13 protein-coding genes are annotated in these 13982 nt (G+C 59.6%); 6 read left to right on the plus strand and 7 right to left on the minus strand.

What is annotated here, in order from left to right; genetic code table 11:
* Positions 1 to 94 precede the first annotated feature (94 nt).
* The 4 genes from ABWU19_RS05680 (at position 95) to ABWU19_RS05695 (ending at position 5542) form a co-directional block, all read left to right on the plus strand.
* On the plus strand, positions 95 to 1123 hold the full coding sequence (locus ABWU19_RS05680; RefSeq protein WP_027877159.1) for an ABC transporter ATP-binding protein: 1029 nt from the start codon (positions 95 to 97) through the stop codon (positions 1121 to 1123).
* The gene (locus ABWU19_RS05685) at positions 1120 to 2130 is read left to right on the plus strand and encodes an ABC transporter ATP-binding protein (RefSeq protein WP_027877160.1); all 1011 of its coding nucleotides are present in this window, start codon (positions 1120 to 1122) and stop codon (positions 2128 to 2130) included. Before ABWU19_RS05680 ends, ABWU19_RS05685 begins: the two co-directional genes overlap by 4 nt.
* 261 nt (positions 2131 to 2391) lie before the next feature.
* On the plus strand, positions 2392 to 3618 hold the full coding sequence (locus tag ABWU19_RS05690) for a DUF4139 domain-containing protein (RefSeq protein WP_435900792.1): 1227 nt from the start codon (positions 2392 to 2394) through the stop codon (positions 3616 to 3618).
* 73 nt (positions 3619 to 3691) lie between these two features.
* A complete protein-coding gene (locus tag ABWU19_RS05695) occupies positions 3692 to 5542 on the plus strand; it encodes a S9 family peptidase (protein ID WP_435900793.1) in 1851 nt (616 codons plus the stop codon).
* 253 nt (positions 5543 to 5795) lie between these two features.
* Here ABWU19_RS05695 and ABWU19_RS05700 read toward each other — a convergent pair whose 3' ends face one another.
* The 7 genes from ABWU19_RS05700 to ABWU19_RS05730 form a co-directional block, all read right to left on the minus strand.
* The gene (locus ABWU19_RS05700) at positions 5796 to 6071 is read right to left on the minus strand and encodes a DUF3467 domain-containing protein (protein WP_027877163.1); all 276 of its coding nucleotides are present in this window, start codon (positions 6069 to 6071) and stop codon (positions 5796 to 5798) included.
* Positions 6072 to 6085: 14 nt separating this feature from the next.
* The gene (locus ABWU19_RS05705) at positions 6086 to 6439 is read right to left on the minus strand and encodes a roadblock/LC7 domain-containing protein (RefSeq protein ID WP_027877164.1); all 354 of its coding nucleotides are present in this window, start codon (positions 6437 to 6439) and stop codon (positions 6086 to 6088) included.
* Positions 6440 to 6449: 10 nt separating this feature from the next.
* On the minus strand, positions 6450 to 6782 hold the full coding sequence (locus ABWU19_RS05710) for a roadblock/LC7 domain-containing protein (protein ID WP_027877165.1): 333 nt from the start codon (positions 6780 to 6782) through the stop codon (positions 6450 to 6452).
* Between the two features lie 117 nt (positions 6783 to 6899).
* Positions 6900 to 7487: a recombination mediator RecR gene (gene recR, locus ABWU19_RS05715; protein WP_314133493.1), complete on the minus strand. Its 588-nt coding sequence runs from the start codon at positions 7485 to 7487 to the stop codon at positions 6900 to 6902.
* Positions 7488 to 7537: 50 nt separating this feature from the next.
* The gene (locus tag ABWU19_RS05720; protein ID WP_027877167.1) at positions 7538 to 7852 is read right to left on the minus strand and encodes a YbaB/EbfC family nucleoid-associated protein; all 315 of its coding nucleotides are present in this window, start codon (positions 7850 to 7852) and stop codon (positions 7538 to 7540) included.
* 52 nt (positions 7853 to 7904) lie between these two features.
* The gene (locus tag ABWU19_RS05725) at positions 7905 to 9104 is read right to left on the minus strand and encodes an MFS transporter (RefSeq protein WP_435900794.1); all 1200 of its coding nucleotides are present in this window, start codon (positions 9102 to 9104) and stop codon (positions 7905 to 7907) included.
* Positions 9105 to 9268: 164 nt separating this feature from the next.
* Positions 9269 to 11065, minus strand: a complete 1797-nt coding sequence (locus ABWU19_RS05730; RefSeq protein ID WP_435900795.1) for a hypothetical protein — start codon at positions 11063 to 11065, stop codon at positions 9269 to 9271.
* Positions 11066 to 11087: 22 nt separating this feature from the next.
* Here ABWU19_RS05730 and ABWU19_RS05735 point away from each other — a divergent pair, with 22 nt between their 5' ends.
* Together ABWU19_RS05735 and ABWU19_RS05740 are read left to right on the plus strand one after the other, a co-directional pair.
* Positions 11088 to 11846 carry a PP2C family protein-serine/threonine phosphatase gene (locus ABWU19_RS05735; protein WP_027877170.1) on the plus strand — a complete coding sequence of 253 codons (759 nt, stop codon included), beginning with the start codon at positions 11088 to 11090 and terminating at the stop codon, positions 11844 to 11846.
* Entirely contained in the window at positions 11843 to 13864 is a 2022-nt protein-coding gene (locus ABWU19_RS05740; RefSeq protein WP_435900796.1) for a protein kinase domain-containing protein, read from the plus strand. Before ABWU19_RS05735 ends, ABWU19_RS05740 begins: the two co-directional genes overlap by 4 nt.
* Positions 13865 to 13982 lie beyond the last annotated feature (118 nt).

The raw sequence follows: 13982 nt of genomic DNA on the forward strand, positions 1-13982 counted from the left end.
AGGTGGGCACATCGAGAAGCAGGGTACTCGGGTGGGCCAGACCCAGTTGGCGATATAATGTCGCAATCTGCTGTTGCAGTGCTTAGGAGTAGGAATGGACGAGAAACGGCTGGTGGATGTAAAAGATCTCAAGGTTCACTTCTTTACCGACGATGGCGTGGTCAAAGCCGTCGATGGGGTATCGTTCCACATTGACAAAGGCGAAACCCTGGCGGTGGTAGGGGAGTCGGGCTCGGGCAAGTCGGTTACGAGCCTGGCTATGATGCGCCTGATTCCAAACCCGCCGGGCAAAATCGTGGCAGGGCAGATGCTGTTTCGGGGCAAGGATGGCAAGGTGCGCGACCTGGCTAAAGAAGACGAAGCCACCATGCGCAAGATTCGTGGCAACGACATCGCCATGATTTTCCAGGAGCCCATGACCAGCCTCAACCCGGTCTACACCGTGGGTGATCAGATTGCCGAAGCGATTGTGCTGCACCAGGGTAAAAGTAAGAAGGAAGCCCTCGAGCAAGCCGCTGAGATGCTCGACCTGGTGGGCATACCCGAGCCCAAAAAGCGCCTGGCCAACTACCCCCATCAGATGTCGGGGGGTATGCGTCAGCGGGTGATGATTGCTATGGCGCTGTCCTGCAACCCCTCGCTGCTAATTGCCGACGAGCCCACCACGGCCCTAGATGTGACCATCCAGGCGCAAATTCTGGAACTCATGAACAAGCTTCGTGAAGAGATTGGCATGAGCATTTTGTTCATCACCCACAACCTGGGCGTGGTGGCCGAGATGGCCGACCGGGTGGTGGTGATGTACGCAGGGCGGGCGGTTGAAGAGGCCGATGTGGTGCCCACCTTCAAAAAGCCCCTGCACCCCTACACCATGGGGCTTTTGAACTCCGTGCCCCGGCTCGACCTGGCTGCTACGCACCAGCAACGCCTGGAAGCTATTCCGGGCAACGTACCCAACCCGCTTAATCTGCCCCCGGGCTGCGCCTTCCACCCCCGCTGTAAATTCTTCAAGCCGGGGTTGTGTGATCAGGACATCCCGGCCTTGCAAGATGCCGGTAATGGCCATATGGTGCGCTGTGTACGCTGGGCCGAAATTCAAAAAGGAGAGGCGGTGGAAGCATGAGTGCATCTGTTGCCGAAACCACGACCGCCAACCTGGTAGAGGTTACCAACCTCAAAAAGTGGTTCCCCATCCGTGGGGGAATCCTCTCTCGAGTCGTCGCCAACGTAAAAGCAGTTAACGATGTCAGCTTTTTTGTCAAGAAAGGTGAAGTACTGGGTTTGGTGGGGGAGTCCGGTTCGGGCAAGACCACCGTGGGCCGCACCATCCTGCGCCTGATTGAGCCCACCGACGGCACCATTCGCTTTGACGGTGAGGACATCACCCATATACCTAAGAACCAGCTTCGGGCCTACCGGCGCAGGATGCAGATTATCTTCCAGGATCCCTTCGCCTCGCTCAACCCCCGTATGACGGTGGGCGACATCATTGGTGAGCCGCTGGTCATTCACAACCTGGAGGGCTCGGCCCAGGCCCGCTACGAACGGGTGGCAGAGTTGCTTGAGCTGGTGGGCCTGAACCCGGGTCATGTGCGCCGCTATCCCCACGAGTTTTCCGGCGGTCAGCGTCAGCGCATTGGCATTGCACGGGCGCTGGCGGTACGCCCCGAGTTTATCGTAGCCGACGAGCCGGTCTCGGCCCTGGACGTTTCGATTCAGGCCCAGGTGGTCAACCTGCTGCAAGACCTTAAAGAACAGCTGGGTCTGACCATACTGTTTATTGCCCACGACTTGGCAGTAGTGGAGTACATCTCCGACCGCGTCGCGGTGATGTACCTGGGCAAGGTGATGGAGCTGGCCCCTTCGCGCGACCTCTACCTGAGACCGCGCCACCCCTACACCGAGGCTTTGTTGTCGGCCATTCCCACCCCAGACCCCACCATCAAGCGGGAGCGCATTGTGCTGCAAGGGGACATTCCCAGCCCCATCAACCCGCCTTCGGGCTGTGTCTTCCGCACCCGCTGCCGCTATGCCATAGCCGAGTGCGCCCATACCGTGCCCGAACTAAAAGAAGTGGCCCCTGGACACTTCAAGGCCTGCATCCGCGACGACATCCGTGGCTTGAGCTAGCCTGCCTTTATTCAAAAAGCGCCTCCCGGGAGGCGCTTTTTGGTTTGGCTCAGGCGCCCAAGCTTTTTTGGCGGGCAAGTGTCTCCAGAATTGAAATGCAAGATGCTGTTCCGAAAGTTCGCTTTAGGAATTGCGCCAGGTACGCATAGACTCATTCCGCGGGTTTTGCCAATCTACCCTGACGCAACTGGCACACCCACCTTCAAGGCTTGATCAGCGCTCTCTCACCCTGCTTGGCAGACAAGGTGATTTACTGAACCTATGCCAAAGCTAATTTTGTTATGGATAGTGCTGCTTTTGGGGGTAGTAGAGGCTCAAGAGGCGGTCATTTATCGGGGTTTTGCTGAGCTTAGACAACCACAGACCCTGCCGCCAAACGAATGGGTCTGGGAGCCGGGCGAGGCTTTGTTTCAGAGCCTGGTGCCCGGCACCCTGCGCCTGATTGGGGTGACTGAACAATCGCGCCGGGTGCAGGTGGCGGCCCCGCAGAACCCCCTCACTGCCTATGTGGGCAAGGAGGTGCAGTTTTACTGGGAAGGCCAGTGGCGCAAGGCCACGCTGGTGAGTGCTGAGCGCAATCTATTCCTGTATGAGGGCCGCTATCTGGTGGGGCTTCCGGGAACGGTGGCCTACCCCGACCCCAGCGGATTTTCTTCTGTGCCTGGCCCTAAGGTGGTCTTCCGTTACCAGGGGGGTGGTGCGGGTACCCTGGCTTATCTGACTCGAGGTCTGTCCTGGAGTCTGCGCTACACGCTCGAGGATGGCGAGCTCACGGGCTGGGCTACCCTGTCCAACAGACTGGGCCTGCCCTTGCGGCTGGGCCGCACCGAACTGGTGGCCGGGAGCGTGCCTTTGCTGGAAGGGGGCTTTGAAGTACCGGCTTTGCGCCCCGAAACCCGGATGCTACAGAAAGCGCCTGCCGCAGCGGACGTATCTGAGGCGGAGTTCGTGGGGGAGGCAGGGGGCACCTACCGCTACCGCTTACCGGGGGAGGTGACGCTCGAGCCCGGTCTTACCGAGCTGCCCTTTATCCGTTCCCGTGTACAACCGGTCTACCTCTGGCGCTTGCAGACCGGCTTTAGCACGGAACGCGAGCTTGCTTTTGTGCGGGGCTTTCGCTTTGCTGCACCAGAAAACCTGGCCGCGGGTGTGGTCAGCATCCGCGAGCAGGGGGTGTTTGTGGGGCAGGCCGCTGCAGGCGATACCGCCAAAGGGAACAACGTTATCCTGATGCTGGGCCCCGACCCCGAGGGCCGGGCCAGCCGGCAGATTGAGCAACAAGCCCGCAACCGCTTCCGCGTGACCACCCGGGTGCAGAACCCCAAGACCTATCCGGTAGAGGTTGAAATACAGGAGATGATGCCCCAGCCCTTCACCCTGGAGGGGGAGGGCCTCGAGCGCACCCCAGAAGGCTACCGCGTTCGCTTTACCCTGGCCCCGGGCCAGGGCCGCGCGTATACCTATACCCTTAGCTTGCAACAGCGCTGAGTAGGGAAGTACCCCTCGCCCACGTGCCTCTCCGGCTTCCCCTGCTGACCCGGCGGTCAGGTAAAGTATAGGGGTGAACACCGACCTGTTGTATCAACTCCGCTTCCTGTCCGATCTGACCGAAGGCCCAACGGGTAAGCCGCTGTTTGTCTACAGCGATATCGAGCGGCCCGAGAAAGACCCACCCCGCTACCGAAGCCGCTTAGCCATCTGGGATGGGGCTGTGCGGTTTTTGACCCAGGGCGAGGCCAAAGCACCCTTCTGGCGCGGCAATTACATTTACTTCACCCGCAAGGTAGATAAAGCCAACCAGCTCTTTCGCTTGCCCCTGGCGGGCGGCGAGGCCGAGCAGCTCACCCAGTTCAAGTCGGGGGTCGAAGGCTACAAGGTGAGCCCTGATGGAAGCCGCATTGCCCTATTGACCCGGGGTGATTACGAGCCGCCCAGGCCAGATGAGCCCCGCACCTACCAGACCTGGCCGGTAAAGTTTGATGCCAGGGGCTTGTTGCCCGATCAGCCCAGGGAAATCTGGCTCTGGGAAGACAAAGAAGCCAGACCCCTGGTCAAGTTTTCGCAAGACATCGAAGAGGTGGCCTGGAACACACCGGGCGACGGGCTCTTCTTTACTGCTTCAGCCACACCGCAGGAGCGCTGGGCCTGGGTCCAGCGGGCCTACCAGGTGGGTCTGGATGGTCGGGTGGAGGAGCTATTTGGCGGGGTGGGGCCTGTGGGCGGCCTCGAGCCCACCCCGGATGGCGGCCTGGTCTACCTGGCGCATGCCTGGGAGCGGGGCGGGGGTACACAGCCCAGGCTTTATTACCGAGGACTGGACGGGGCCATCCGGCTGTTGGCCGAGGGCTCTTTCCTGAATTCCCTGAACTCGGATATGCGCATCGGCAGCGGCCTCCAAACCCCCAGGCTGGGGCCCGATGGTCGGGTATATGTGGTGGTTACCCTCGAGGGCTCGGCCCGCCTGCTGGCGGTTACGCTCGAGGGGCAGGCCCAGTTTGTTAACTCGGCAGGCTCCAGCACCCTGGGCTTTGCCTTCTGCAACAACGAGCTCTACACCCTTTCGGAAAACTTTACCCGTGGGGCTTGCCTGGCCCGTGGTGAAGAGGTGCTGTATGACCCCAACGCCGGGATACTGCCCGAGCTGCCCACCCCGCAGGAGGTACGCCACCAGGCCCCCGAAGGCCATACCGTGCAGGGCTGGGTACTGCTTCCAGAGGGCGAAGGCCCCCACCCGGTAATTCTGTACATTCATGGCGGGCCACACACTGCTTTTGGCAATGCCCTGATGCTTCAGCTGCAATTGTTTCGGGATGCAGGCTTTGCTGTGGCCTTCTGTAACCCGCGGGGTTCAACAGGCTACGGGCAGGACTTCACCGACCTGGGGCAGCGCTGGGGGGACATTGACGAGAAAGACCTGCTGGGCTTTTTGGATGAGGTGCTGACCCGCTTTCCCCTGGATCCGAGCCGGGTGGCGGTGGCAGGGGGTTCATACGGGGGCTACATGACCAACTGGCTTACCGCCCGCCACCCAGACCGCTTCAAGGCGGCTGTAACCGACCGAAGCATCTGTAACTGGACAAGCTTTTATGGTGCTTCCGACATTGGCCCGCGCTTTACCTTCCTTCAGCTAGGCGCCAGACCCTGGGACAACCCCGAGCTGCTCTGGCAAAAAAGCCCGCTTTCGCTGGCCCATCAGGTGCAAACCCCCACCCTGGTGGTGCACTCCGAGCAAGACCACCGCTGCCCCATAGACCAGGGCGAAACCTGGTACACCGTTCTGTTGCAAAAGGGCGTGCCTAGCCGGTTTTTCAGGGTTCCCGAAGAAGGGCACGAACTCAGCCGCTCGGGTCGTCCCGACCGCCGTATTGCCAGGCTTAATGCCTACCTGGAATGGTTCAAGCGGTATTTGTGATATGAACCCCACCTGAAGCTTTCTGTTTAGGGCAGGTCAAAGCCGGCCAGATGCAAGGGCAGTTCCTGACACAGCTTCAGGTGGGGGCCCCAGCAAAAAGAACAAATCAAAGACATTTCTTATGATGCAATTTGATTACACCACGCCCTCGGAAGACCGCCCTATCGCCTTCTTCAAAGACGTTGCCTCCCATCCGGGAGGCAACTGTGCTGTGCAGGACAAAGAAATCAGGTTTTGAGCGGCCTAATATTGTCTAGGCCTTGGAAGTGTCCATAGCTTCGGGGATAACCCCGTAGGTTTCTTCGTAGCGCTGAATGTTCTCAGCCAGGCTACGCAGCAGCGCTTTGGCGTGCTGGGGGCTGGTGATAATCCTGCTGGTGACGACAGCCACCACCTGATTGGGTTGCCCGCTGGGTTGCATTAGGGCAAAGTCGAGGTAGAACTCGTTTTTTTGATGCGAGAAAATGGCAAAGTTGGCGTACTTGCCAAGGGCGGTTTCGCGGTCAATGTCTACGCGCAGCTCGGGCACCTGTGAAACTTCACTCACGATAAAGCCTCCTTGAGGCGTGGAACACTTTTTTTCAGCTGGAAGCGCACCCGACCCAGGCTTTGCATGGAGTCCATCAGCACCACCAGCAGGTATCCACCCTCGAGCGGAACCAGCAAAACTGGTCCCTCGGGGTACTCTACCATGACTTCTTCCACCTCGCCGCGCTTTAGCTCCTGCGATAAAGCCCGTGCAGACGCCAGCGCTGTGGAAGCTGCGCCGCCAAAAAAATCTATGTCCGGAGCCTGCTCGGTACGCATGCTTTCCACCACAAAGCCGTCCTCGGCCATTAGCGCTGAGGCCACCACCCCTTTGGTTGCTTGCAGTTCGCCAAGAACTTCTTGAACCATAGAATCACTCCTAAATGGTCTGTGCCAAACGCATAGCCAGACGCAGAAGCTCGAGGCCGATACTTTTTCGGTCGGTGCCCTTCTCGACCACAGCGCCCAGACAGTAACCGCTGAAAACCACCACCAGCACTTCACGCTGCTCGGTGGCGATGGTGAAGCGCCTGAGCTCCCCGCCTAGGCTTTTGGCCAGGGTACGGCTGGCTCTGGCCAGGCTTGCCAGCTCGGCGGCGAGCAGCTCGGGTGCGGGCGTATCCTTGCCAATGCTTTCGATAACCAGTCCATCCTGACTGGCCAGAACAGCCTGGCGCGCACCAAGTGGTACCAGGGTCTCGAGCATTTTCATGCCAGGCCCTCGCAATCGTTCCAGATCATACGGGATTTAGCCTAGCATAGCCTCTGCCAAAGACCTGGGCAATTGCACACCACACCGTTACGTGAGGCCAGCCAGGTCTGTTTCCCATCACTGGTAGCCCCGGCGGTTTTCCAGCGCCCTGGCCAGGGTAACCTCATCGGCGTACTCGAGGCTACCCCCCACCGGTAAGCCATAGGCCAGGCGGGTCGAGCGAATATGCATCTGGTTTAGCCGTTCGGCCAAAAAACCTGCTGTGGCCTCGCCCTCTACGGTCATCCCGGTTGCCAGGATTACTTCGCCGATGCCCTCCAGGCGGGAGAACAGCTTTTCCAGGTTGAGCTGCTCTGGCCCGATGCCTTCCAGTGGGTTTAGCGCGCCGCCCAGCACATGGTAAAGGCCGCTGTACTCACCGCTGCGTTCGATAGCCATCAGATCCGAGATGGTCTCGACCACACAGATGACGCTTCGGTCGCGCTCTGGGTCGGCGCAGATGGGACATAGCTCCTCTTCGGCCAGGTTGCCGCACACCGGACAGGGGTGCAGGGCTTGCGCGGCCTGCAGGCTGCCCAGGAGTTCCGAGGCCATATCGGGATTCTGCACCAGGAAAAGCCCAAGCTTTTGTGCGCTCTTAGGGCCAACCCCTGGTAAACCAGCCAGGGCCCGCACCAGTTTGAGTAGACGCTCAGGGTAGCGCATAAGCGGGCCAGTCAGTGATAGCTTGTAGCACTCGCTGCAAGCTATCGGCTTTAGAACATGCCCCCCAGCATGTTGCCGATGCCGCCCAGCTCCCGGCTCATCTCCTTCTCGGAGAGGTCGTGGGCTTTACGCTGGGCGTCCTGAATGGCTACCAAAATGAGATCCTCGAGGGCCTCGAGGTCGTCTTTGTCCACTGCATCGGGCTTGAGCTTAATGGCCTGAATCTGCCCATGTCCATTCGAGGTGACCTCTACCAGCCCCCCGCCAGCGCTACCGATGACCAGCATCTGACCCAGGCGCTCTTGCACCTCCGCTGCTTTTTTTTGGGCCTTCTGGGCCTCTTTCATGATTTTTTGAATGTTCATTCGTGCCTCCAAAACGACAATACATTATTGCACCTAGAAACCTTCTGCACCATTAGCTGGCCTTGGTTTCGCTCAAGGGAGTGGGAATGCCCCCCCGCACATAAACCACCAGAACTGCCAGAGAAACGGCTGTTCCGCTCAGAATCAGGACGGCCAGTACCCCCAGGCGGGGCTCGAGTACACCTGCTAAAAAAGTGCCGATGAGAACTGCACTTTGCATGGTGCTCCCGAAGGCTGCCAGGATGCGTCCGCGCAGTTCGGGCGGGGCGGCGGTCTGGACAATGGAGCGGGCCGGAACGATAAACATGCTGTTTAGCAAGCCCATCGCAACCATGGCAATGCCGGCCCAAAGCGGGAATGGAAATAGTCCGGTAGAGGCCAGAAATAGTCCCCAGATGCCCAGGCCCATCAAGAACACGGTTTCACGCGACAAACGACCGATGAGGAAGGGGGTGATGAGCGCGCCCAAAACGGCACCTGCCGCCATGAGGGCCTCGAGCACCCCAAAGCCCTGCACCCCGATCTTCAGGGCCCCTATGGCATAAACGATGCCCAGCGCCGCTTCCACCGAGCCGAAAGCTGCGGCTAAAGCCAGGGTGCCGACGGTTCGGCGCAGAACCGGGTTTTGCCACAGCGGACGCAGCCCCTCGGCCACTGCCGCGAAATAGTTGCCTTTACCGGCCTTGCCCGGCAGCGTAGGCAAAAAAACCAGAAATGCGGCGGTTATAAGGTACGAGACCACATCAATCCAAAAAGCGGGTGCAGGTCCCACACCGGCCACCAGCACGCCTGCCAGGGCCACAAAGCTCACATCGGCAAAGCGATCCACAAAGGTGATGAGGCTGTTTGCGCTATCCAGCTCCGACTTGGACACCAAATCGGGTATGGCGCTGTTGCTGGCGGAGTAGTAAATGGACTCAAAGACCGCCATCAGGAAGGCCAGCACCATGAGCAGGGGCATCGAGCCCATGGCAAACAGGGGAATGCAGGCGACCAGAAAGGCCCGAACCAGGTTGGAGATAACCATCAGGGTTTTGCGGTCGTAGCGGTCGGCCAGCGGTCCCAGCAGCGGCCCTAACACTGCTTTGGCCAGAAACTGGGCCCCCAGTATGAGCGATACCCAGACGGCATTCTGGGTCTCCTGGTAGGCCACAAATAGCAGGGCTACGCGGTGAATTTTGCTTCCGATAAGGGAAACCAGTGTAGAGAAAAACAGCCATCGGAATGCTTGATGTTTTAATGCGCTCCACATAGGTTGACCTATCATAATGAGTCAATGGTCGGTGGTAAAGTTAGACCGGGTTTAGATAAGGCAGTATGAGCATCACGGGCCACCGGGGCTGGAAATATGGGCCATGCCGAAGCCAGTATTCTGGCTTGCCGCCAGGTAAAAAGGGCAAAAACCCCGTGTACACCTCAAAGTTTTGCCTCCAGGGGGTGTATGCTGACCAGCCTGTGGGCCACCCGCGCGCCTTCTCGAGCCAGCACCAGCCCGCCTTCGGGTACCAGCCAGACCAGGAGGTCTTGTAGTTTACGGGGTATCAGACCGGTGGCCGAAACGTAGACGCTGTCGTCCTGATAGCGCAGCGAAAGAACCGCACTGCCCGCTTTAATGGTACTGGGGCTATCACCGACCGTGGTCGAGCCCACATCGCCCCCTAAAGTGTCGCGGGAGGGTGGGTTAAACCCGAGCCATTCGGAGAGCTCGAGGTGCAGTACCTGGGCATAGCCCTCAAGCCCCAGCATTCGCGCAATTTCGGCCAGGCGGGCTGTCCACTGGGGGTTTCGTTCGATGCGGCCCCTGACCACCTCGAGGCCCTTGCGGGCAAAGTCCTGGAGATTGTCTACCGGAGCCTCGCTGTACTTGCTGGCCGACTCCGGGCCAAACTGGCCGTAGTTGATATCGCCCTTCAGGCGTGCCGAGAGGGCCCGCAGTAAGCGCAGGTAGGCAAAGTGATTTTCCGGCCACATCAGATAAGCGAGCACCCGACCTTCGGCCAGAAGACTGGCCAGGCTGGCCGCTTCGCGTGGCCCGATACGCAGGTGCAGATAATCTTTGTAGCGAATAACATGCAGCTCGGCGTCGGGCAGGGTCAGACTGAAGGCCGCCTCTTCCTCGATAATCCGCTCCTGTTCGGCTACGCTTATGCCAAAGACTTTTCCTGCCTGCGAAATACCTACCTCGTGATTCCAGAAATAGAAGCGCTGGGGCATCAGGCGCAGGGTAAGCGCTTTGGCCTCGCGTGGAATGGCCTCGAGGGCGTATTCGGGGTTCTGGCTTCCCAGGATTTTTTGAGGTATTTGCGGCCAGCTGGCTTCGCCCATCGGACTGGGTAGGTAGCGGGTGAGCAGGCTGGTAAGGCGCTCAATGGCAGCCGAGAATCGCGCCCGGTCTTCTTCAATGACCAGCGACATGCGCCGTTCTTCGGCGGCGGCATTTTGCAGGCGTTCTTCTAAGGCCCGAATCTCGCCTAGGCTAAGGTTTTGCCGTCGGGCTTCCTCGAGTGCCCGGTGCAGGGCCTCGAGGCTAGGCCCGCGCGAGCTGGTTCGTAGCGAGCCCTCGCTTTCGAGTATCCGCCGGGCAAACCGCCTTATATAAGGCACGGTTTCTTCGGGTGGGAGCTTGAGTTTGGGGGAGAGGGCAAAAGCCTCACGAAACAGCTCTAATAGCAGGTTTTTGGCGATGGTGAGGTTGTCGAGGTGAACCCTGGGGTCTGAAACGCTGGGAATGGGATGGGCAAGCGTGAAGCGCGAAAGGTTATAGTCCTGCGAAAAATGGGGGCTTTTGGAATAGGCCTCGAGGTTTTGCAGAATGGCAAAGGCCATGCGCAGCTCATCGCGCTTACCCTGGTTGAGAACTTTCGCCGTGCGAAGCAGGTCGCGGTCGAGACGGCTCCAGTACACCGCCTCGGCCAGTTTGCCCAGGGCTTCCCGCTCAGGGCTAAACGAGGCCTGCTCATCTTCAATCACAATTGCGCTTAGGTCAGGGGCGCTGCTTTCGTCCACGGTGGTTTTGTACCCCGGGCGGTGGGCCTTGAAGCGCCCATCAATGTCCCGAAACTTCTTGGCCAAAGGACCCGGCAGGTTGGACTGAATCAAAATTTGGCGCAAACGGGTGAGGCCGGCCATTCCCCCTTTGGGTTCGTTGCCTGCCACAAGGTCATCTACCTTGTACTCATATAACTCAAGTAATTCAACCAGGCCTGCTTTCATTCAGACGGTATTATAAGGTGTCATGCGATTGGCACGGCTCGAAATTGCCACAGAATCCAACATTGGCCGGCGTCGTCGGAACAACGAGGACTTTCACCGTGTAGCAGTGCATCCGACCCCAGCCGGAAACCTGGTACTGCTGGCTGTGGCCGATGGTATGGGGGGGGCCGAGGCGGGTGAGCTGGCCAGCAAGCTGGCTATTGAAGGGGTTAGCTCGGCAGTCAAATCTTATGCCGAGCACGCCGCAACAGGCCGCCCGGGCGTGGGGCTCAACCTGGTCATGGATAAGGCCTTTAAGCTCTCCCAACGGCGCATTTTACAGGAAGGGGAGCGGGTGCCCTCGCGTAAAGGCATGGGCACCACGCTGACTGCGGTAATACTCACCGAGTGGAACCGACAAGCCGTAATCGGACATGTGGGTGATACCCGCGCCTACCGATACTCATCGGGCCGATGGACGCTTTTGACCCAGGATCACTCCTGGGTGGCCCAGCAGGTACGCCAGGGCGTGCTAAGCGCAGAACAGGCCGAAGATCATCCCTGGAAGCACATGCTTACCCAGGCCCTGGGGCTCTCCGATGTTAAGCACGACATCATCTCGGTAAGTTTTGCGCCCGGCGAAGTGCTGGTGCTGGCCACCGATGGCCTGTATGGGCTGGTGCCCCCGGAGGAATGGAGTATTGGCGGCGACCTTCAATCGGCCCTCGAGAGCTGGGTGGCAAAGGCCTTGGTGCGGGGCGGCACCGACAACATCACGGTTGTAGCAGCGAGGTTCAGATGAGTTACCTGCTGGCTTTATTGTTGGTTGCTATTTCCACGGCCCTGATCCTGCGCTTAGGGCGTAGCTGGCCTATGCTGGCCTTGCTGGCCCTCATGCTGGGGGGCCTGGTGGTGTTGGGGGCCGAACCCTGGCTGCTGGCTGCTGCTTTTTTGTTGGGGCTGGGGGCTATCTGGGTTCCCAGGACTACCCGCGTGGCCTTCAAGCCTCGCCCTAAACCGACCCCCCAAACTGCCAAAGGCAAAAACAACCCAAAAGTTTCGGCCTCGAACAGCGTTACGGGCCTCGAGGCCCTGTACGAAATCCAGGAAAAAGTTGGCATTGGGGGCATGGCTACCGTTTACAAGGGCCGTAGCAAAAAAGACGGACGCCTCATAGCCCTAAAAATCCCCCAGGAAAAATACGTTGGCGACCCGCGCTTTGTGCGGCGTTTCCACCGTGAGGCCGAGCTGCTGGCCCACCTCGATCACCCCGGTATCGTCAAGGTGTACGACCATGGCAACCAGGGCGATACCCACTACATCGCGATGGAGTTTCTCGATGGCGAGGGACTTGACCGGCTTATCGAAAGCAAGCGCCTGTCCATCAAGAGCATAGTGCAGATAATGAGTCGAGTGGCCGAGGCCCTGCAGCACATCCACGCCCAGGGCATCATTCACCGTGACATCAAGCCCGGAAACATCATGGTGCTTAAAAATGCGCTGCGCGAGGACGGCAGTGTAGACCCACGTGGGGTGCGCCTGATGGACTTTGGCATTGCCGCCGGCAAGGTGCTGACCCGCCTGACCATCACCGGCGCCCGCATTGGAACCCCGGTCTACATGAGCCCAGAACAGGCCAAGGGCCAGCGCATCGACCACAAATCGGACATCTACAGCTTTGGGGTGGTGTTCTATGAGGCCCTGTGCGGACAGCCCCCTTTCCAGGGCGCCTATGAGGCGGTCATCCACCAGCAGATTACCCAGATGCCGGCCCCTCCCAAGCAGGTCAACCCCGAGATTCCCCAGGTGCTCTCCGACCTGATTTACCGGATGCTGGAGAAAGACCCGGAAAAGCGCCCAGGTTTAGAAACGGTGCTGGAGGTGTTGCGCGGTAAGTGGGAAGAAGACCCGGGCCTGACCGCGCCTTCCTACCTGGCCCTGGCGGTCGAGACCAAAAAGGGCACCCTGCGGCTGATGGACCTGAGCGGCACCTTAATGCGGATGTGGAGCGGGGTGGGCAGTGGACGGGGTATGTTCCCATCCCCCCCGCTGGCGCTGGCTGTTGACAGGGACGGGGGCTTTTGGATCAGCTTATTTGAGTATGGCGGTGGGGCAGTGCGCCTGGTGCACCGCTTTGATGCCGAAGGCGAGATTACCCACTCGATTGCACCTTACGGCATGAAGCTGGGCGAGCTCTTGTACCCGGTCTCGTTGGCGGCTTTGCCAAATGGCCTGCTGGTGCTGGACGGTGAGGCCTGCACCATCACCCGCTTTGACCTTGCGGGCAACCCCGTAACCCGCTTTGGTGGAGCCGGGCCGGGCCGGGGAACCTTTGAGTCGCCGAGGGTACTGCTGGCCAGCCAGAACTATATCTTTGTGCTCGATTACGGCAACCGCCAGGTGCAGCGCCTCGACCACAAAGGCCAGTATGTTTCACGCTATGCCTTCCGCAAGAGCCGGGAGTCGCAAGAGCTGCGGCTGCTGGGGGGGCTGGGCCTGACCCCTCAGGAAGAGCTTTTAATCTACGATGTGGACAGCCAGAAAATTCGCAAACTTTCCCTCGAGGGCGAGGTACTGCTCTCGCTGCCGCTGCCCGTGGCCGAGGGCGAAGACCCCAACAGCCAGGTGGATATGGTGGTGCTGGACGATACCATCTACGCTATCCGCCGAGGCGGCAGCAAAATTCACCGCATCAAGCTGGACGGCCAGGCCCTGCCTAGCCTCGAGGTATACGCCCCATTGCGTGGCATTGCCATCTGGCACAACACCCTGCATAACAAAACTGAGGCACCTATCAGCCGCTCGGCCCAGGGTGTTTGATTCCGCGGCTGCCACCGGATCCCTTCTGCTGGGCGCCAGTGGTCTGTGCCAAAGCGGATCGTCCAGTACAAAGCCATTAGCGAACCCCTCGAGCCCAATGTTGTGCTGCCTTACGGCC

This window comes from Meiothermus cerbereus (assembly GCF_051297115.1).
Classification (GTDB): Bacteria; Deinococcota; Deinococci; order Deinococcales; family Thermaceae; genus Meiothermus; species Meiothermus cerbereus_A.

What these genes read in the sequence shown, in the direction of transcription:
- recR (WP_314133493.1), bottom strand. Translation starts at nt 7,487, where the DNA reads ATGCGCTACCCTGAGCGTCTACTCAAACTGGTGCGGGCCCTGGCTGGT.
- ABWU19_RS05685 (WP_027877160.1), top strand. Translation starts at nt 1,120, where the DNA reads ATGAGTGCATCTGTTGCCGAAACCACGACCGCCAACCTGGTAGAGGTT.
- ABWU19_RS05730 (WP_435900795.1), bottom strand. Translation starts at nt 11,065, where the DNA reads ATGAAAGCAGGCCTGGTTGAATTACTTGAGTTATATGAGTACAAGGTA.
- ABWU19_RS05740 (WP_435900796.1), top strand. Translation starts at nt 11,843, where the DNA reads ATGAGTTACCTGCTGGCTTTATTGTTGGTTGCTATTTCCACGGCCCTG.
- ABWU19_RS05705 (WP_027877164.1), bottom strand. Translation starts at nt 6,439, where the DNA reads ATGGTTCAAGAAGTTCTTGGCGAACTGCAAGCAACCAAAGGGGTGGTG.
- ABWU19_RS05720 (WP_027877167.1), bottom strand. Translation starts at nt 7,852, where the DNA reads ATGAACATTCAAAAAATCATGAAAGAGGCCCAGAAGGCCCAAAAAAAA.
- ABWU19_RS05680 (WP_027877159.1), top strand. Translation starts at nt 95, where the DNA reads ATGGACGAGAAACGGCTGGTGGATGTAAAAGATCTCAAGGTTCACTTC.
- ABWU19_RS05710 (WP_027877165.1), bottom strand. Translation starts at nt 6,782, where the DNA reads ATGAAAATGCTCGAGACCCTGGTACCACTTGGTGCGCGCCAGGCTGTT.
- ABWU19_RS05725 (WP_435900794.1), bottom strand. Translation starts at nt 9,104, where the DNA reads ATGTGGAGCGCATTAAAACATCAAGCATTCCGATGGCTGTTTTTCTCT.
- ABWU19_RS05690 (WP_435900792.1), top strand. Translation starts at nt 2,392, where the DNA reads ATGCCAAAGCTAATTTTGTTATGGATAGTGCTGCTTTTGGGGGTAGTA.
- ABWU19_RS05735 (WP_027877170.1), top strand. Translation starts at nt 11,088, where the DNA reads ATGCGATTGGCACGGCTCGAAATTGCCACAGAATCCAACATTGGCCGG.